Genomic DNA, 20,696 nt, shown 5'->3' with positions numbered 1-20,696 from the left:
ATAATTTATTGATAATGGAATGATAGTGTTACTATAGTAAATTGATAATTTATTGATAAGAAACTAATAAGATTTTGATGGTGGATTATTATTTTCCTAAGCCAACTAGCATTCGATGCGGGAAGCAAGGCCAAGATGCCCCTAGTTGCTCCTTTACTGTAAAATTGGCATGAATAGGTATATAGTCCAAAATAAAAATCCTATATGGGGGAAATATTCCCCCATGAGTATCCAAAATTTCCCCCATATAGGATACTTTTTAAACCTAGATTTTGCAGTTGAAATCTATTGAAAACAATTAAAAACGAAATTTTGAAATGCACCTTGGTGGTGCGTATGGGCATATTGCATACGTCCTAATGTAGGGGCAGAAGATTTTCTGCCCCTACGCACAACTATTTTTGCCAAGGGTTGGTAACCGTAAACATACTTTTTTGGCAACGTTTACATATTGTTTTTTTATAAAGCAATTGCTTTTTTTTTCAGGTTAACATTTGATACAGTAGGGTATCAAATGTTCATTTTAGCCCTTTTTTTGTATTGAAATGTAGGAGTTGCAACATGAATTAAACATTTGCATACCCAATCATTAACAATACAATACCCCAACAGAGCAATTGAGTACCCATCTTTGCTAGAGATTTAGAAAGTCTGTAATTTGAAAACGATTGTTATGTCAAGATTGCCACTATTTGTTTTTATTATTTTAAAAAATGCTGCCCAGCATATTTTAATTCTTACTAGCCAAGATAAAGGTTGTGCAGTTTTTGGATGTTCGCCACCTGGTTACATAGCTACCTCTTCATAGTGGTTTACCTAGTTTTTATACAATCCTAATTATTAATAAACATCATTTGTTTTAACGGTCAGATGATACACTCTATGGTTTCTCTTTATTATAAAATTGCTTGAAATGAAACGAATTTACATACTTGCCAATTGTTGTAAAAAGTTAACTATCCAAAAAGATAGCACCTATACTTTACCAAATACAAATAACATGCACATTAAACCTAATTATATGAAAAAAGCTTGCCGTTTTGCAGGTATGTTATTGTTTGCCACATTGATGGTGGTGAGTGGGAATGCGACAATCTATTACAATACTTCAGGTGCTAACCTTGGGGTGGTAGGTAGTTGGAGTACCAATACAAATGGTGTTGGCGGTACTAACCCAGGTAATTTCACTACTGCAGGTGATGTTTTCAATATTTATAATGGCAGCACGGCTACCATAACATCAACATGGGCGGCTGGGTCTGCGGGCAATGCAATTACGATAAATGTAGGTGATGGTACCAATGCCATGAACTTTACTATACCTTCTGGTTTTGCCGTTACCACAGCAACTGGTACGGTTATAAATGTTAGCGCATCAGGTACGCTTACGGAAAGCAATACATCAGCACCAAATATTGGTACTTGTAGTACAGGTAGCACTGTTATTTTTAACACTTCTGGAACAACTTTTGCTAATCCATCTGGAGGTAGTTTTTATAATTTGACCATAAATTTAACTGGTGCTTCGGCAGGTACGTTTACATATACGAATAATATTATTGCAAACAACAATTTAATCATTAATAATGCCACTACTGCCGCAGTTGCATTAACCCTAACTGGCAGTAGCACGAGCTACAATGTAACAGCAAATAATCTTACTGTAAGCGGGTCGAGCAGTGGGGCTACGATTATCACAACAAGCCAGGCTACTGGAGGCTATGTGGATGTTAGCGGGCAATTGGCCATAACTGGGACAAGCAATCTCCAAATGGGAAGCAGCAACACTAGGATTAGCCTTAGGTTAACCCAAATGTTTACAACAACCAATACCAATAGTACTTCTGGCGGGCGTTTGAACTGGTCTGTTTCGGCTGGCAATGCTTCCCTTTGTTTTAATAATACTACAACAGTTGATTTGCCTTCACTTATATCAGGAAGCACATACCACCCTATGACTGATTTGTTTGTAGGGGCTTCCAACGCAAACCCTATCAACCCTATTCCTTGTGGATTAATGTTGATGGGTACAGCACCTGTGGTGCTTCATGCAAGTTTTGGAATACCTTATAATGTTGCATCAGCTGCTGTTAATACAACACTTGCTAAATTAATTTTGGCTAACAGTAGTGCATCCTTGGATTGCAATGGGTTTAATTTTTCAGTTTTTGGCTCTATTACAGGCACCACCAATGCCCTTAATACTTTGGCACTGGGAACATCTGGTAGCACCAGTACAACGAGTGCTGCTGGGAATGTGCTAAGTACTGGGGGAGGAAAAATAATAGTAGCCACATGCTATACTAATACACAAGCTGCTTCTACAATTGCAACTGGTATTTCTATCTCTAATTTAGACATCCAAAGTAATTATACGTCACCTGGTACTATCGTAGGTGGCACAGGTACATTAACCATTACAGGTGCGCTTACAAGTACTAACCCAGTTGGGCCTAGTAGTGGTTCACTAACAGTAACATCTTTGTCATTAGGCAGCACTACAAATACGCTCACACTTAATGGTAGTGATATTGGTTCTTCTATTTCTTTGGTGAATACAGGGTCTTCTACCCTTTCTTTTGGTGGAACTACTGCTGGTACGCTTAATATTCCTTCAAGTGTTACTTCTTTAGCAGGCTTAACTATCAATAATACAAACGCTACTCCTGCTACCGTTAATATTAATAGCGGTATCACTACTGCGGCATTAACATTAACAAGTGGCAAACTAAGTTTGGGTAGCAATAACCTTACAGTTTCTGGTGCAATCCCTATTGGTAGCAGCTCATCTTATGTTGTAGCAACTGGTACCGGGTCATTGATAAAGTCATTTGCAAGTGGCGTAAATGTACAAAGTACAACTTTCAATTTCCCATTAGGTGATGCTACCAATTTTACACCCTTAGTGTTAAACAGTATGGGTAATGTAAGTACTTCATCAGCTACTTCCTTAACAGTTGGTCTTGGTACAGTAAAATATACAAATAACACAAGTGTAAATAATTATTTAAAAAGATATTATTCTGTTCTTCCCGCATCTGGTTTTCCTGGCACTACAGCATCTGTAAGTATGTCTTATGTAAGGAATACATACGGTGGTGGGGATGTTGCAGGTACAGAAACAAGCATTTCTGCATCGCAAGGCGTAGCAGGTAGTAGTACGTTTACAAAAATTACAGCACTCACGGGTACTAGCCCCATTGTATTTACAAGCACTGCCCTTGCAGCAACTACAACCAGCATTTTTACAGGCGTAGAAACTGTTGCTAGTTCCACAGGTGCACCTACGGTTACTACTACAGCTATTTCCAGCATAGCAGCTAGTTCCGCATCTAGCGGGGCTACCATTACTACTAATGGCGGGGCATCCATTTCTGCAAGGGGTGTTTTGTACAGCAGCAGCAACACTACCCCAACGGTTGGTGGTAGTGGCGTAACCAATATAACCGATGGTGGCTCATCTACACCATACACAGCTTCGCTTACTGGTTTAAGTGCAAACACTACCTACTATGTTGTGGCCTATGCTACTAATTCAGTTGGCACTAGCTACGGCAGCATTTTGACATTTAGCATACAAACACCTGTGGTTACTACCACTTCAGCTACCAGTACAACCATAAATACGGCTAATGGTTTAGGAGGAAACCTAGTTTCTGGAAGTGGTATTACTGCAAGGGGCTTCTTATACAGTTCCACCAATACGAACCCTACTTTGGGTGGTAGCGGTGTTACTACCATTACGGATGGCTCAACATCAACTGGTAGCTATACTGCTTCCCCAACTGGATTAACACCTGCTACGTTGTATTATGGGGTGGCTTATGCTACCAATGGTATCGGTACGGCTTATGGCAGCGTAGTTACATTCTCCACACTTACTATTAGTGCTACTGACTCTACTGCTTTAGTAGCTTTTTATTCTTCTTTAGGCGGCAGTAGCTGGACGAATAAAACCAATTGGCTTACCACTGCCCGTGTTAACACATGGTATGGTATCAGCACATCTGCCTCAACAGGTCAAATAACTGGTATCAGCTTGGGCAATAATAATTTGTCTGGCAGCATTGCAGCTTTGCAAACATTGGCTAGTGCTAATAGTTCTACTACATTGATAGGATTAACTAGCTTGAACTTGTCTAACAATAGTTTGACAGGTGCCGCTACAAGCAATGGTACTAATGGAAGCAGCTTGATGAACTTTAACACAACAGGTTATAATAACCAACAGTGTACAAACGCAACTACTACAAATAATTCAAACAGCATTTCATTTTCATCTACCACTAATACCTTACCGCTTACTGTTGGTTGGTTGGTTACTGGTACTGGTATACCTACTGGAACGTATATTACTGCAATAGCCATTACAGGCAGTGGGCCATATACATACACTATCACTTTGTCTGCTAATGCAACTGCAACGAGTAGTACAGCCACATTGCTTTTTGGCCTACCACAGTTTGCACAGATTCAAACCATAAACCTTTCTCATAACACAGGGCTTACAGGTACACCGCCACAAACAATGAATGGTAGCGGAGGTGTTTTTTATGGCAATACTATTACTGCAGCTAATACCAGTAGTTCTGGGTCAAGCTTTGCGCTCATTTTTGATCGTTGCCCTAATTTAACTTCAGTCGATTATTCATACTGTGGTTTCTCCGCACAACCCAATAATGGCTTAGGCACACAGGTGCAGACGTATAATATTTCGCACAATTCGTTAACAGGTACCATACCAACATTAGTTAGCAATGCCCCAAATACTATCATAAACGTTAAAAACGTGGATTATTCTTATAATACTGGCCTTACGGGTTATACCGATTTTGGTACAAACCTTTATACCATTAATTTCTCGCATTGTTCATTGGCCAATAGTTCTACTACCATTAGCAGTACAAATGCTACAAGTGTTGATTTGTCCTCTAATAGTTTGTCAGGCACGTTTACGCCTACCAGCTTGACAGCTTGCACGTACTTAGATATTAGCAACAACCAGTTTACTGGCTTAGCTAATTCCACTTTTACAGCTAGCCCTTTTGGTGCATTGACAACGTTGAAATTGAACAATAACCTGTTTAACTTTACATCACTGGGTACAAAAGTAAATTCAGTACCAGCAAGCACCACTTACAACCCACAAAGCACAGTAGTTACTTTAAGCTACACCAGCCCTACACTTACTACCAATGCGGCCGAAGGCAGTGCCAACTTATATACTTGGTTCAGGGATAATGGCAGTGGCTACTCACAAATAACTACTACAAGTGTAAATAGTTTGAACACCACTACCTATGGTGCTGGCAGCTACTATGTTGTGGCTACCAACACTAGCAATGCAACTGCGCTTTCCATGACAAGCAGTGTGTATGTGATAGCTGGCGTGTCAACCACAGCGGCAAGCAGCATTACTGCAAGTGCGGCATCTAGCGGCGGCACTATTAGCTATGGTGCGTCTGGTGCTACTGCCCAGGGTATTGTTTACAGCATTACTTCTGCCAATGCAACACCACAAATTGGGGGAAGCGGTGTTACACAAGTAGCTTATGGCGGCACGCTAGGCACTTCGCCGTTTACTAGTGCTTTGTCTAGCCTTGGTTCTTCAGTTAATTATTCCGTACAGGCTTATGTAACCAATAGTTCAGGCACCTTCTATGGTGGCGTGCAAACGTTTACAACGCTTGCTGCACCTACGCTTGCCACGGTTACTACTACAGCCATATCTTCTATAACGGCTACTTCTGCTGCTTCTGGTGCCACAATTGTTTCTAATGGCAACCAAACCATTTCGGCAAGGGGTGTTTTATTTAGCAGCACCAATACTAGCCCAACATTGGGTGGTTCTAGTGTTACTACCGTAACAGACGGTGCAGTTACAACGCCTTATACGGCTTCTTTAACCGGGTTGACTAGTGGCGTTACTTACTATGTGGTTGCTTATGCTACCAACCCTTCTGGCACGGCTTATGGCAGTGTTATCAACTTCACTACCCTTAGTTTGCCAACCGTTACTACCAATACAATTACGGCTACTACAACCACCACTGCTACAGGTGCTGGAGGCAATGTAACATCTACCGGTGGCGATGTGTTAAGTGCAAGAGGTTTCTTATATAGTACTTCCAATGCCACGCCAACAGTTGGTGGCAGTGGGGTAACGACTATTGTAGATGGTGCTACTACATCAGGTAGTTATAGTGCTTCGCCCACATTGAATGCTGGTGCATTGTATTATGGCAGGGCTTATGCCACCAACAGTATAGGCACGGCTTACGGCAGCGTGGTTACTTTCTCTACGCTTACCATTAGTGCTACCGATTCTACCGCTTTGGTAGCTTTCTATAATTCATTGGGCGGCAGCAGCTGGACTAATAAAACCAATTGGCTGACCACTGCCCGTGTAAATACATGGTATGGCATCAGTACTTCTAGTACTACCGGGAAAATTACAGCTATTAATTTAAGCAATAATAATGTGTCTGGTAGCATTGCTGCTTTGCAAACATTGGCTAATGCAGGCACTTCTACTACATTGATAGGTTTGACAAGCTTGAACTTGTCCAGCAACAGTTTGACAGGGGCAGCTACAAGCAGTGGTACTAATGGAAGCAGCTTGGTGAACTTTAATGCAACTGGTTATAACAACCAACAGTGCACAAACGCTACTACTACAAACACTTCCAACAGCGTTTCATTTTTATCTACTTCTAATAGCTTGCCGCTAACAGTTGGTTGGTTGGTTACTGGTACTGGCATCCCTACGGGTACGTCTATTACCGCAATAGCCATAACAGGTAGTGGGCCATACACCTACACAATTACCTTGTCTTCTAGTGCTACTACAACTAGTACTACTGCAACGCTGCTTTTTGGCCTACCACAGTTTGCCCAAATTCAAACAATAAATATTTCCCATAACAGTGGGCTTACAGGCACGCCGCCACAAGCCATGAATGGTAATGGCAGCCTTTTTTATGGCAATACGATTACGGCAGCAAATACGGGTAGTACTGGATCAACTTTCTCGCTCATTTTTGATCGTTGCCCTAATTTAACTTCAGTTGATTATTCATACTGTGGTTTTTCGGCACAACCCAATAATGGCTTAGGTACACAAGTTCAGACTTATAATATTTCACACAATTCATTGACAGGTACTATACCAACATTGGTTTCCAATTTCCCAAATACAGTAATCAACGTTAAAAACGTAGATTATTCTTACAATGGGTTTACGGCTTATACCGATTTTGGTACGAACCTTTATACCATTAATTTATCTCACAATTCATTGGCAAATAGTTCTACTACCATTAGTAGTACAAATGCTACAAGTGTAGATTTGTCTTCAAATAGCCTTAGTGGTGCATTTACGCCAAGTAGCTTGCCGCTTTGTACTTATTTAGATATTAGCAATAACCAGTTTACGGCTTTGGCAAATTCAACATTTACTGCCAGTCCGTTTGGCTCATTGACTACTTTGAAAATAAACAACAACTTGTTTGATTTTACAGCGTTGGGCACAAAAGTAAACACGCCTCCAAGTAGTACTACATATATACCACAAAACACGGTTATTACGTTAAGCTATAACAACCCCACACTTACCGTTACAGGGGCTGGCAGTGCCAATACCTATAAATGGTATAGGGACAATGGCGATGGCAATGGATCTGTGTTGGTTTATACAGGCAGTACAAGTTCTATTAATTTAACCAGCCTCGGCTTAGGTGGCGGCGATTACATAGTAGTAGCTAGCAATAGTGCAAATGCTACTTTGCTTTCATTAACAAGCAGTGTGTTTACAGTATTGGCTTTGCCTGGCGTATCTACTTATGCCACTACTGGCATCGGTTCTACCACGGCTACCTTAAATGGCGAAGTAACATCAGATGGTGGCTCTACTATTACGGCGAGGGGCTTTGTGTATAGCAGCAGCAATACCAACCCTGTAATTGGTGGTTCTGGTGTAACGAATGCTGTTGACCCAACTACTGGTGCAGCAGCTGTAGATGTAATGTCTAAATCGTTAACAAGCTTAACTTCTGGCGTTATATATTATGTGAAGGCTTATGCTACCAATACATCAGGTACTACTTACGGCAGCGTGCTTAATTTCAGCACCTCGTCCCGTGCTGCAGATTCTACTGCCTTGATAGCATTTTACAATAGTACAGGCGGTAGCTCATGGACAAGCACAGTAGCCAATGACTCTGTTTGGAGTGCAGTAAACCCTATTACTAGGTGGAAAGGCTTAACCTTTACAACAGATGTTTTGGGCGCAGTGAAATTGCAACAAATGAAATTGCCAAGTAATAACCTAAGTGGCAGTTTTACAGCCTTTACTACATTGGCTTCAACTGTTACCTCTGCTGGAACAGCGCCTTTAACTAGTTTGACAACACTCGATTTGTCTGGCAACAGCCTTACTGGCAAAACGGACTTTAACCTAGTGAGCGGTGCCACAACGGCAAGTTCTACTACTACATCGGCTTCTAATCAATTGAGCGTATTGGCAGCACCTGCAAGTATAGTTGCTGGATGGAGCGTGCAAGGTACAGGCGTGCCAGCAAATACTTATATTACTGACATTACTGGTACTGCATTTACATTGTCTAACAATGCTACTGCTTCTGCAACCAACACCTTAAACTTTGGCTTGTTGTTGCTGAATAACTTGGTATCTATTAATATTTCAAACTGTAGTGGTTCTGGCACATTGCCAGCTATTGGACCTAATGGTTCTTTAACGGTCAACCAGAATATTACTACGGTTAATTTCTCACATAATGGCTTTAGCAAATGGGCAGCTTTCACTACGTTTATCCCTGCCGTAAATACTGTGGTTAGCTACAATGCATCTTACAATAGTATTTCGGGTGTTTTTGATGCGGCTACATTTACTTTCTCTAATGTAGTGAACCCTACAAGCACTACTGCCTTGCGGACATTGAACTTATCAAACAACCAGTTGACAACGGTATCTACGCAGAACTGGAATGGCATTACCAGCATTGATTTTTCAAGTAATGCGTTGACAACTGCCAGCAATATTGCTTCTGGTACAGGGCTTCAATACTTTAATGCATCCAATAATTCATTAACTGGTACATCTCCTAATATTACAGCTACCATGATTAGTTATGATGTGTCAAGGAATAGTTATACTGCTTCTGGAGCGATTGATTATACCAATATAGTAACCATAAACGATTCTAGTAATGCAATGACAGGAGGTACACCTTCGTTTAATAGTAATAAAATAACGACTGTTTACCTAAACAGGAACCAGTTTACTTCTATATCTGCCCCAGTTACTCCTGGTTTCCTTACTGCCTGCCGTACATTTGATGTGAGCAATAACTTAATTGCCACTATTACCCCAGCCAGCTTTACGGCATCGCCTTTTGGTTCGTTAACATCGTTGAAACTGAACAACAACCTTATAAACTTTACGGTGTTGGGTACAAAAGTGTTAGCCCCACCTAGCGGTACTGTTTATACGCCGCAGAACACAACTGTGGTACTGAGTTACAGCAACCCTACGCTTTCTGTAGCCAATACTGTTGGTGCTACTGGTTTTAGCTGGTATAAAAATGGTTCATTGGTAGCTACTACCTCTGTTAATACACTAGACCCAATTTATTATGGTTCTGGCAGCTACACTGCAACGGCCAATAATTCAAATGCGCCTTTGTTGGCAATTGCAAGTAACAGCGTATCTGTAACAGTTACAGGCACCTTGTGGACAGGTGTTGTAAGCACAGACTGGCAAAATGCCAGCAACTGGGGCAATGGCTTGCCATCCAGCACTGTTGATGCACGTATAGCAGTGGCTACAAGACAGCCTGTTATTACCGGTACTGCATCTACTCAGGCACTTACTTTAGATGCTGGTGCTACCATCACTAACAATGGCACATTGAATGTAGCAACTAGCTTTATCAATAACGGCACTATCAGTGGCACAGGTACTACTATATTGAATGGCAGCGTTGCCCAAGCCGTTAGTGGCACAGGCACAATAGCCAGCCTTACCTTAAACAATAGCAACGGGGCAATTGTGAGCAGTGGAAGCAACAAGCTGAACATTACAGGCATATTGACCCTTCAAAGTGGCATATTAACCACAAACAGCAACGTAGTGTTCAAATCGAACAGCATAGCTAGTTCTGGCACATTGGCTCCAGTAGGCGCAAGCGGCAACAGCGGAAGCATCAGCGGAACGGTAAGCGTAGAAAGGTATATCCCTAAAGGCTACCGCAGCTATCGCGACATAGCCCCTAGCGTTTATGGCGCAAGCAACACCATCTATAATACATGGCAGGAAAATGGCAGCTATGCCAACAGCGGCTACGGCATGTTCATCACTGGCGGCAGTAAAGACCCCAACACCACGAACACGTCAAACAGGATAAACCTTGGATCTGGCTTCGACAGTAGCTTGAGCGCAGTGAAAACAGCCTACACCTATACGGCAGGGGTATGGGCAACTATCCCCAACACATACATATCCTTGAACCCTTACCAAGGTTACAGGCTATTGGTGAGGGGCGACAGGAGCTTCAACCTATACACCACGCCTATAGATAACACGCCGCTGGGCTTGCTGATGTACAACGCCACAAGGCTGCGCGCAAGTGGCACTTTGATAACAGGTAATGTTACCTACAGCCCAGCAGGGGTGAGTAATGCAGTAACAAGTAGTACCTACACCAGCAGTACTTATGGCTTGAACAACCTTACAGACAGCAGCTTTAGCCTAGTTGCCAACCCTTATGTTTGCCCTGTGGACTGGCGTTTGCTTACTAAGGATAGCATAGAAAACTATTACTATTACCTAGACCCAACCCTTGGTGCAACAGGTGCTTATGTAGCGGGCAATTCAGGCAGCAACCAGTACATACAAGCTGGTCAGGCAATATTTATCCAGAACAAGAAAGGCTACCCCAAATACCCAGTAATAGGCTTTACGGAAGCAGCCAAGGCAGCGGGTAATCAAACAGCAGTATTTGGCGTTGAAAGCAAATTGCCTATTGTTTTGCTAAGGGCAGAAACAGCAGGGGCAGGCAGCTACCACAAGATGGACGTGGCCAATATCGTGTTTGGCAATGGTTACAGCAATGGCTACAATGGCAACGAGGATGTGCCTAAGCTGCCCAACAGCAGCGACAACCTGTCAATACACGAGCTAAGCACCAGCAAGGCACTAAGCATAGACGGCAGGCAGGTAGCCACCAAGGATGATATTATAGCTATAGAGTTGGCACAGGTATCAAAAGCCAACTACCAATTGCAGATAGATGCCACAAGCTACAACAGCAATAGCCTAGTGCCATTTATATATGATGGCTATACAAAAACCTACACTGCACTAAGCAGCGGCCTGAACACCATCAGCTTTGCGGCGGATAATACAGTTGCAGCAAGCTATGCCAACAGGTTCAAGATTGTGTTCAAGCCAACAGTTTTGGCAGTAAACAGCATTGTGGCTACCGCAACATTGAAAGAAGGTGCAGCAACAGTAAGCTGGAACACGGTAGGGGAAAACAAAGTAGCTGGCTACACAGTAGAGAAATCAACCGATGGCACGGCATACACCGCAATAGGCACTGCAACAGCCAAGAACACGGCTACTGCGGCATACAGCTATGTTGACAACAGCGTTACTGGCACTACTTACTACCGCATCAAAGCCACCAGCGCAGATGGAAGCATAGCTTTCAGCAATGTTGTAACCCTTTCGTCTTATGTCTTGCGCCTTACACCTTACACCTTGTATCCTAACCCAGTAATAAACAGCAAGTTGAACGTGAAACTGGAAAATGTTGTAGCTGGCAAATACACCGTAAGCATTTACAACAGCCTTGGGCAAAAAGTACATGCGGAAGTAGTAAGCCATAACGGTGGCACTTCAACACATGGCTTGAGCATAGCGGAAAAATTGGCTAATGGTGTTTACAACGTAACCATCAGTTCAGTAAGCAGCAAGCAAGTGGTTTATAATGCAAGTGTAACGGTTCAGTAATATACTCCAACGCCCAGCCGCGAAAAGGGGCAATAATAAAACCCTTCTCTCCCTTATCGGCGGTTTAAGTTTTCCTTTAGAGGCGGAGGAGTTAATAAGTTGATAATTGTAATGTTATATCCCAGTTGCTTCGGTAGCTGGGATTTTTTTTAAACCAGATTTTGCAGTTGACTTCGTTATGAAAGGCTCAAATACAATAAAGACAAGCATTTGAGCTGATTTTTTGGCTGAAAACATAGTTGAACTATGATAAAGCCAAAAATTCAAGCAAATGCTTGTGTTTGAAGTAGTTAGGGCTTGCAATAGATTTCAACTGCAAAATCTGGTTTAATGTAACCTATAAGCAAATCAACTGTAAAGCTCACCAATGCAGCTACTTGTAGCAGTGACGCGCCACACATGGCGAATCTTTAAAAAAATATCACTATTTAAAAAATTTATTACAATTTTCTTTGGCAAATTTGTTTTTGTTTCCATTATATTTGCACTGTTAGTTTTGGTTGCGGCTCCGGTTTCTACTGGGGCCAATTTTTTGTAAGATTGTGAGCAGAAAAAATGTACGGCAACATTACTTTTCTACTTTTTTGAGCTTTTTTTAATATTCTTTACCAATATCTATTTTTCCTTCCCATAAATTTGTTTTAATAAATTAATTAAACCAATTTTAAAGTAGCAATAACTTTATTTGGTTATGCATACATCACTTGTTTTTAGATTTTTTTCATGATTAAGAAATTCACCAGTTTTAAGTATGTATGCCAATTTCCCACTCACGGCTCACTTTCAGCTGACCATTTACTACTCACTTTTATAAATACCATCTTTTGTTGAAATCATCTGATTTTGGAAGCGATTTTTTATGGGGCGTGGCTATTGCTGCGCCTCAAAACGAAGGTGCATATAATGTTGACGGAAAAGGCTTATCTATTTGGGACACGTTTGCAAGCAGGAACGGCAAAACAAAAGAGGGTGGAAAGCCAACGCAAGCCTGTGATTTTTATTATCGCTATAAAGATGACTTGTTGCTTGCCAAAGCACTTGGCTTTAAAGTGTTCCGCTTTTCTATAGCATGGACACGGATATTGCCAGAAGGGGTGGGGCGTACAAACAAACCTGGTATAGCTTTTTACCATAAACTTATTGATGAATGCTTGGAACTGGGACTAACGCCTTTTATTACCCTATACCACTGGGATTTGCCTCAGGCATTGGAAAAAGAAGGAGGGTGGACAAGCCACCTGCTGCTGAAATGGTTTAGCCGCTTTGTAACCGTTTGTGCACAAGAATATGGCGATAAGGTTAAAAATTGGATAGTGCTGAACGAACCAATGGGCTTTACCACATTGGGATATATGCTAGGCAAACACGCACCCGGCAGGTTGGGCTTGGATAACTTTTTGTCTGCCGTGCACAATGCAACCCTTGCACAGGCAGAAGGTGGGCGTATTTTAAGGAGCGAAGTAGCCAAAGCCTATATTGGCACTACCTTTTCTTGCAGCGAGATGATGCCTTATACCAATAAGGAAACAGATATTGCCGCTGCTAACAGGATGGATATTTTACTGAATCGATTGTTCATAGAGCCTGCATTGGGCATGGGCTACCCACATAAAGAAGGGTTTGCATTGCTAGACAAGCTGCATCTGCACACCAAAGCCTGGAAATATACTGAACGCATGAAGTTCGATTTTGACTTTATTGGAATACAGAACTATTTTGCTCTTACTGTAAAGCACAATGCCATTATACCTTACATACAGGCTATTGAAGTATCGGCTACAAAACGTAAAGTGCCGCACACGGCAATGGGCTGGGAAATAAATGCAGATAGCTTTAATAGGATGATAAAGCGTTTCTCTGCTTATAACCCTGCAAAAGATATTATTATTAGTGAGGGTGGGGCATATTTTAAAGACCATTTGGTTAATGGTGTAATAAACGATGCTCACCGCATCCAATATTTTCAAGATTATTTGAAAGCAGCATATAATGCAAAGCATGATGGCGTGAACCTGAAAGGTTATTTTGCATGGACACTCATGGACAACTTTGAATGGTCCGAAGGTTATAAAGCCCGCTTTGGCTTGGTTCATGTGGACTTCAAGACACAATTGCGTACCATAAAAAATTCTGGCTATTGGTGGCGGAGTTTTTTAAAAAGTTGAGGGCATATATATTTGCAACAAAAAAGCGTGGATTTATTTCCACGCTTTTTTGCATTGTACAACAAATTTCTCAGTTCAATAGGGTACTATTTTAAAATAATCGATTTGCAAAATGTTTTTTTACAAATGCAAATAACTGGTTTTCATTCATTTCTCCAGCTTGCTTAATTTCTATTTTTGTTTTTTCAAATCGTTTGTCGGCTCTAAGCATGTTGTATAACTTTACTTTGGCATAGCTCGGGCCAAAAAGGATAATATCCTGAGAATTATTAATGGCTTCGCGTAGTTTTTTATAATATGCCGACTGCTTGTATTGTTCTTCTACTTGCTTGTAGTTTTCTTCTTTAGCCAAACTATGTATATCATCCTCACAAATTTGTACCGACTCAATTGATACTTTTTCAACCAAGCCTGTTGTTAACTCCATTAAGTAGGCGATGGAATGATCCATCCAGATACCGATTTTTGTTGTGGATGACATAATTGATTGTATTTATTGGTGATAGAATATTTTGTTGCTGTTTATCAACTGTTATGCCATTCTTCTTTCTACAAATCAATTTTTACCTTAGCTACTAGCAAATTTTCATACTGGGTGGCAAGCAGAGCAAATTCAAACAACAAGGTACATTCTTGACACTTGCCATGCAATGAATTTAGATGAACGGTAAATTAGCTATTCTAATGGTTTACTTAATGAGTTAAAGACAGTAGCAGAAAAGGTTGGAGATAGTTTTTAGTAATATATCCAAGGCAAAAAAACAGCATTCAACAAGAAAAAAAACTAGGGTTATCTTTGGTGCTTATGCCATGCAAAAATAAGGCTTTTTATCAATTTTGCAAAGGTGTTATTTTGTTGGGGTGCATAAAAGTTTTTCGCTTTGTGGCGATATTCCCTAATCTTTAAAAACCTTATCTTTGTGCTAGAAATGCACTTGCTAAAACCTAGGCTAAATGTATTTTACAAGCTATCAACCAGTACTTGCATCAAAGTTGTTTTTTTGTTAATATTAAGATTGTTTTAGGTTAAAAAATTAGCCTTGTATTGATGGTTGTAAAATACGCAAAAAATACGCACAAAATGAGCATAAAATACGCAAAAAGTATGCACGAATCACTCAAAAAATAAGCACAAAATAGGCACAAAATACGCATAAAATTTTGCCGTTATTGTTGATAATCAATGATTTAAAGGCGAGGGGGTGATTTTTCGAAAAATCGCAAATAGGAAAAAAGACCGAAAATTGTCAAAACTGAAACTATTTTAATAAAAAACCCAGAAAAAGTAATAGTGTAGAAATTGTATAAGTGTTCTCGTTTTGCATCCCATCTTCTTGCCCGTGGGGTGTTTGTTCCGGCTTTTGGGATAAGTGGCGGGTAGGGTGGTACTAGGGTGTTTTTTCACTAAAAAGCGAAAAACTTTTATGCACCTTTTTGTTGCTGTAAGCAACAGCATTGGCTACAAGGCTATAAGCCTGGCAAAGCAAAGACTTGTTAACTAGCAAGGGATTATGAAAATTCCATCTAGCTGTAGGGCGAAATGTAAGCGTAGCTTATTTCACCAAGCGGATCAATAGGCACAATTTTTATTAAACCTTGGGAATAGAAAATTTAAAAGTGGAACCTACACCCAATTCAGAAGTTACCCAAATCCTGCCATTATAGCTTTCAACTATCTTTTTACAACTGGCAAGCCCTATGCCAGTGCCACTAATCTTGTTTTTTGTGGGTAATCTTTGGAACATTACAAAGACTTTTTCTGTATCCTCTGCAGAAATCCCTATACCATTATCCTTTACGCTAAATATCCATTCAGCTTCATTTTCCTCTGCCGATACGAGTATTTCTGCTTTTATGTCTCTTTTATATTTTATTGAGTTCCCAATCAAGTTTTGCATTAATTGTGTCATAGGGATTTTTCCAGCCTTTATTATTGGTAAATGCTCAATTGAAATTTCTGCCTCCGATTGATAACTTTCATTATCAAAGAGAATGGTTACTTCTTCCATTACCTTATTCATGTCCACATCTTCCACTTTCTGTGTGCTGTCACCCGCTTGCGAGTAGCTCAACAAGTCGGTAATAATTCCCCTCATCCTTTCTGCACCGTCTATGGCAAAATCTATATATTGCTTGCCGGTTTCGCCTAAAACGTTTCCAAATTTCTTTTCTAGCAATTTCATAAAGCTGCTAACCATTCGTAATGGCTCTTTTAGGTCGTGGGAAGCTACATGAGTAAACCTTTCTAACTCAATGTTTTTAGCTGTAAGCGCTATACTATTAAGTTGCAGTTCATCATTTAGTTTCAGCAATCTTTTTTTGGTTTCTGTTAGTTCATTTTGCGCAACTATTTGTTCCGTAATATCATTAAAAGTGCATATTACATGATCCAACTGACCCAAAGTGTCAAACGCTGGCTCTGCATTTACCAAAAGCCATACCCTGTCTTTTGTTACTGGTCTGTAAACACCCATTACAACATTATGAACTGATTTTTTTGTAGCGATGGCAACAGAAACAGGATGTGTTTCCCCAGGAAAATCATCTCCATTTTCATGAATCACATTCCAGTTTGGGTGAAAAGAGGTTTTTCCAAGTATCTGGTCTTCCGAAAGACCAAGCATTTCCAAAGCGGCAGGGTTTGAAAGTAGGATTTCAGTGCTTGGCCCTTGTTTAAGTATTCCTGTGTTTAAATTTTTTATTAGCGACCGATATTGCTTTTCACTTTCCTTTAAGGCTTCTTCCGTATTAATCTTCTCTGTAATATCCCTACCAATTATATATACATGATCTAGCTCTTTATCAAGATTGATTGACCATGACATATTCAAGAGGGAGCCATCTTTTTTTACAAGCCTATTTTCGAAATATTTTATACTTTCAGGTTCAAAAATCTTAGCAAAAGTAGCTGCACTTATTTCCTTGTCGGCTTCATAAACAATATCTAAAAATGGCTTTCCAATGAGCTCCTCCATGGTATAGCCATATAATTGGGAAGCAGAGCTGCTGGTATGTATCCGCTTGCCAGATTTGTTAATGATAGAAATAACGTCAAATGAAGAACCAAGGATGTTAGTTATTGTTTTTGCCCTTTCTGCCAATTCACTTGTTAAATTATCCTCTTTGGTATTGTCAAAAATAGTAATTAAACTATATTTGTACCTGTAAGCCCCACCATGTTTTTAGCTTCTACTTTACCATTAAAAAAAGCACCATCCTTTTTTTTGAAACTTATAATGCCATTTGCTTTGCCGGTTTTAAGTGCCTCTCTCATCTTTTCTCGCTCAGCAATATTGCCTACTACAAATTCGTTTAGTTGAAGCATTAAAAATTCTTCCTGTGTGTACCCAAACATTTCACAAGTGGCACTATTAACGGCTAAAATTTCCCCTTCAAAAATTTTCAATATTTGGGCAGTAAGGTCGTTTTCAAAAGTGGCATGAAACAAATCTTCCAAAGAAAGATCGGGATGGAAAGCAGAAACCATTTGATTAAATTTAGCGTTATATGGACTTTTTTGTAAAACTACCGGTGCATATTTTTTTTAGCTAGCGTAAGGGTTGCCAATTTTCAAAAGGTTGGCAACCCTATTACAGCCCGTATAAAAGTGGAAAAAAGATGCACCCAAAACTACTATTATTAATGCTATTCAAATCGTTTTAAGCCATTTTTCGTTTTCCCCCACTGTGAGTAATGTTAGCGAGCTACTAAACAGCACGAGGAAATGCCCTGCTGATGTATGGCTAAACTCGAAAAGGGTTACTATGGTTGGTTAAACCCGGATTTTGCAGTTGACTTCGTTATGAAAGGCTCAAATGCAATAAACACAAGCACTTGAGCCGATTTTTTGGCTGAAAACATAGTACACTACGTTGAGGCCAAAAAATCAAGCAAGTGTTTGTGTTTGAAGTAGTTGGGGCTTGCAATAGATTTTAACTGCAAAATCCGGGTTAAAAAACGTGTATTCGTTTACATGTTAGTTAAGTAACGTTTAGGCAAAGGCACGAGACCATGCGACAGTTGAATGCTGATAGGTTGCGTAAGATAATTAATCTATTTGTTAAGCCTGTCAAGCTCTTTAATACTTGGTACTTTTTGAAATGGTATTTTCATAAACTTTATCAACGCTTTAAACCAACCTGTTCTATTGGGCATTCCATAAGATGAGGTTTCGATAAAGCGCCTAATAATCGTTTCAAAATCCTCTGGGTCATTACCTGTCAATTGCTTTACAATGTTTGTAGCTCCGCCAATGTCAAATTTATTTTGTTGGTACTCCCTGTTGTAGTGTATTGCCTGTGCAATAGTAAAAGCGTCATATCCATAATCGTCTTTCATTGAAAAGGCAGCTTTCAAAAACATCCACTCTGGCGAATTGATAATCCTGATTTTTTTGCCAGTCACTTTTGTTATTATATCTGCCATTTCTTTCACTGAAAGCGATTTTGATCCTGTTGGCCTAAGCCGTTGTCCATAATAAGGTTGAGGATTTTTGAGTAATGCCGCAATGCAAGCTGCCAAGTCTTCATTGGATGGAACTGGATTTTTCCCATTTCCAAAAGGGGAAGCTAAAATGCCAAGTTGAACTGCAAATTCAAGCAAAACACCGATGTTATTTTCTGCAAAGTAGCCAGGAATGAGGTAAACTACATTTAATCCAGACTGCTCTAAAAGTTTGTAAGATTGCTGAATGCTTTTTGTTTGAAAACTTTGTTGGTTTTCAAATTCGGCCAACCATTGCCCCATAAAAACAACGGCTTCAGTTTTCATTTCTTTTGCTGCTTGTATAAAAACAGCAACATCCTCTGCCATTCCTTTTTTGATAGGGTAGCAGTAATAAACACGGCTAACATCTAACAGGGCATTTTTAATTTGCCCGTAATTATTGAATTCACCAATAGCAATTTCAGCACCTGATTTTTCCAGTTCTAATGCTTTTTGGTTTCTTGAACGAACCATTATTTTAACTGGATAACCTTCTTCTAAAAGCTGTAAAGCAGTTTCATATCCTGTTTTGCCTGTGGCTAGAGTGATTAAGATTTTCTTTTCCATCTTTTATTTTAATATTTTGATTGATAGAAGTTGCCTGATAGATACTAAATGTGAAAAAATAACCAAAGGCACAATTACTGATGGCAGTAATGCAAAAGGAAAATATTGTATTGCAATATTTGGTTGCTCAAATGCAAATTGTTGAAAAGTAGTTGTTGCTGATAATATGCCATTGATGGCTATATTAATTACTAATGCCAGACAAATGAAATTCCAACCTACAAGGGTTTTATTGCTTAATTTATTTTTAGAAAAGCCAAAATAATAAATAAAAGGTGCTGATAACCCTGAAAAAATATCAAAATTTCGTCCTTCAAATGTCATTAATTGTGGAACTGACTTATACATAAACAACCAAAACAAAACCAATTCTACAGGGATTCTTATGATATGAAAAATGCTAAGGATTTTAATATTTAAGCTATCAATAAAATACTTTCCCTTTTTTGTATTAAATAGGGTTGTGATTAAAATAATTGGAGGTAGCAAAAGAAATGGCAATCTCGGTGGAAATTTGTTGGTGCTCCTGTAAAAGCCTGATTGGCTAAGAATGCTTTGAAGCACAATCCAAACAGAGATGGTTATTAAAAAAACCTTTGATAATTTTGTTGCTTTATAAAAAAGTAATACGGCTAGCAAAAGCGTTAGTCCAAAAACAAAGTAGATGTAAAATGGTAAATTGTCCATTGCGTTATATGTTTTATTACTATGCAAAGGACGAAAGAAGAAATTTGTAACCACTTGCCAAATGGCAAGAAATTGCAAGAAGATTATTTTTTTGAAAATTCTTTTCTAATTCTACTCAAAGATGTATCTGTCATTCCAAGGTAGGAAGCTATGTGTTTGAGCTGTGCGTATTGAAAAATTTCTTTGTTGCTATTTATCAAATCTGCATAGCGTTCTTCTGCACTTTTATTTATCATTGCCAAAGTTCGCTGTTTGTAAGCAGCAAATTCTTTCACTAACATCAACCTACCAAACTCTCTAAATTCAGGTGTGGAATGAAAAAGGATATTTAGCTTTTCAAAGTTTGTGAAGTAGCCCTTACAATCTGTAACTGCCTGTATGTTTTCTGTAGAAATGGTACGCATAAAGAAGGAAGAGGCTTCAAAAACAACCCTGTTTTTTTGATAAAAATACGTTGTTACCTCATTGCCGTTTGTGTCAAAAGTAAAGGCACGCATAAAGCCCTCTGCTAAAAATAGATAGTTGCTAATTTTGCCTTCTTTAAGAAAGTAGTCATTTTTTGAAAAGTCTTTTTCTTCAAATTGTGCTGCAATTTTTAAAAGCGTTTCCCTTGATGCTGGTATGTGGTTTTGAATAAATGTTGTAAGTAACTCTTTGTCCATTTTACTGTCAAGGTTTTGTACTGCTGGTGGTGTACGCTATGCTTACTGCTAACTATTAAATAAGCACACCTCCTTTTACATTGCGTCACTCCCTCC

General features: G+C 39.6%; 8 protein-coding genes. 2 read left to right on the top strand and 6 right to left on the bottom strand.

The features are described 5' to 3' along the window. Window positions 1-1,021: 1,021 nt before the first annotated feature. Window positions 1,022-12,034 carry a T9SS type A sorting domain-containing protein gene (locus ACHFIY_RS12040; protein ID WP_410846348.1) on the top strand — a complete coding sequence of 3,671 codons (11,013 nt, stop codon included), beginning with the start codon at window positions 1,022-1,024 and terminating at the stop codon, window positions 12,032-12,034. 824 nt (window positions 12,035-12,858) lie between these two features. Next, complete coding sequence (locus ACHFIY_RS12035; RefSeq protein WP_410846347.1) at window positions 12,859-14,199, top strand: GH1 family beta-glucosidase; 1,341 nt, start codon at window positions 12,859-12,861, stop codon at window positions 14,197-14,199. Between the two features lie 91 nt (window positions 14,200-14,290). On the opposite strand, the gene ACHFIY_RS12030 is transcribed toward ACHFIY_RS12035, so the two are convergent. The 6 genes from ACHFIY_RS12030 to ACHFIY_RS12005 form a co-directional block, all read right to left on the bottom strand. Further along, complete coding sequence (locus ACHFIY_RS12030) at window positions 14,291-14,680, bottom strand: hypothetical protein (RefSeq protein WP_410846346.1); 390 nt, start codon at window positions 14,678-14,680, stop codon at window positions 14,291-14,293. A gap of 1,108 nt (window positions 14,681-15,788) precedes the next feature. Beyond that, entirely contained in the window at window positions 15,789-17,300 is a 1,512-nt protein-coding gene (locus ACHFIY_RS12025; protein ID WP_410846345.1) for a PAS domain-containing sensor histidine kinase, read from the bottom strand. Between the two features lie 44 nt (window positions 17,301-17,344). After that, window positions 17,345-17,686 (bottom strand): PAS domain S-box protein, encoded by a 342-nt coding sequence (locus ACHFIY_RS12020; RefSeq protein WP_410846344.1) that lies wholly within the window; start codon window positions 17,684-17,686, stop codon window positions 17,345-17,347. A 566-nt stretch (window positions 17,687-18,252) separates the two neighbouring features. After that, the gene (locus tag ACHFIY_RS12015) at window positions 18,253-19,251 is read right to left on the bottom strand and encodes an NmrA family NAD(P)-binding protein (RefSeq protein WP_410846343.1); all 999 of its coding nucleotides are present in this window, start codon (window positions 19,249-19,251) and stop codon (window positions 18,253-18,255) included. Window positions 19,252-19,254: 3 nt separating this feature from the next. Further along, window positions 19,255-19,938 carry a DUF8737 domain-containing protein gene (locus ACHFIY_RS12010; RefSeq protein ID WP_410846342.1) on the bottom strand — a complete coding sequence of 228 codons (684 nt, stop codon included), beginning with the start codon at window positions 19,936-19,938 and terminating at the stop codon, window positions 19,255-19,257. A gap of 83 nt (window positions 19,939-20,021) precedes the next feature. Then, on the bottom strand, window positions 20,022-20,600 hold the full coding sequence (locus ACHFIY_RS12005) for a Crp/Fnr family transcriptional regulator (protein ID WP_410846341.1): 579 nt from the start codon (window positions 20,598-20,600) through the stop codon (window positions 20,022-20,024). Between the last annotated feature and the right edge of the window lie 96 nt (window positions 20,601-20,696).

Origin of the sequence: Parasediminibacterium schistidii (assembly GCF_046546515.1) — a bacterium.
Lineage (GTDB): Bacteria > Bacteroidota > Bacteroidia > Chitinophagales > Chitinophagaceae > Parasediminibacterium.
The sequence above is the reverse complement of the archived record's forward strand: the minus strand, read 5'-3'. Positions and strand labels throughout refer to the sequence as shown.

Coding starts and splice junctions, on each gene's coding strand:
- ACHFIY_RS12020 (WP_410846344.1), bottom strand. CDS start 17,686: ATGGTTTCTGCTTTCCATCCCGATCTTTCTTTGGAAGATTTGTTTCAT.
- ACHFIY_RS12015 (WP_410846343.1), bottom strand. CDS start 19,251: ATGGAAAAGAAAATCTTAATCACTCTAGCCACAGGCAAAACAGGATAT.
- ACHFIY_RS12040 (WP_410846348.1), top strand. CDS start 1,022: ATGAAAAAAGCTTGCCGTTTTGCAGGTATGTTATTGTTTGCCACATTG.
- ACHFIY_RS12010 (WP_410846342.1), bottom strand. CDS start 19,938: ATGGACAATTTACCATTTTACATCTACTTTGTTTTTGGACTAACGCTT.
- ACHFIY_RS12005 (WP_410846341.1), bottom strand. CDS start 20,600: ATGGACAAAGAGTTACTTACAACATTTATTCAAAACCACATACCAGCA.
- ACHFIY_RS12030 (WP_410846346.1), bottom strand. CDS start 14,680: ATGTCATCCACAACAAAAATCGGTATCTGGATGGATCATTCCATCGCC.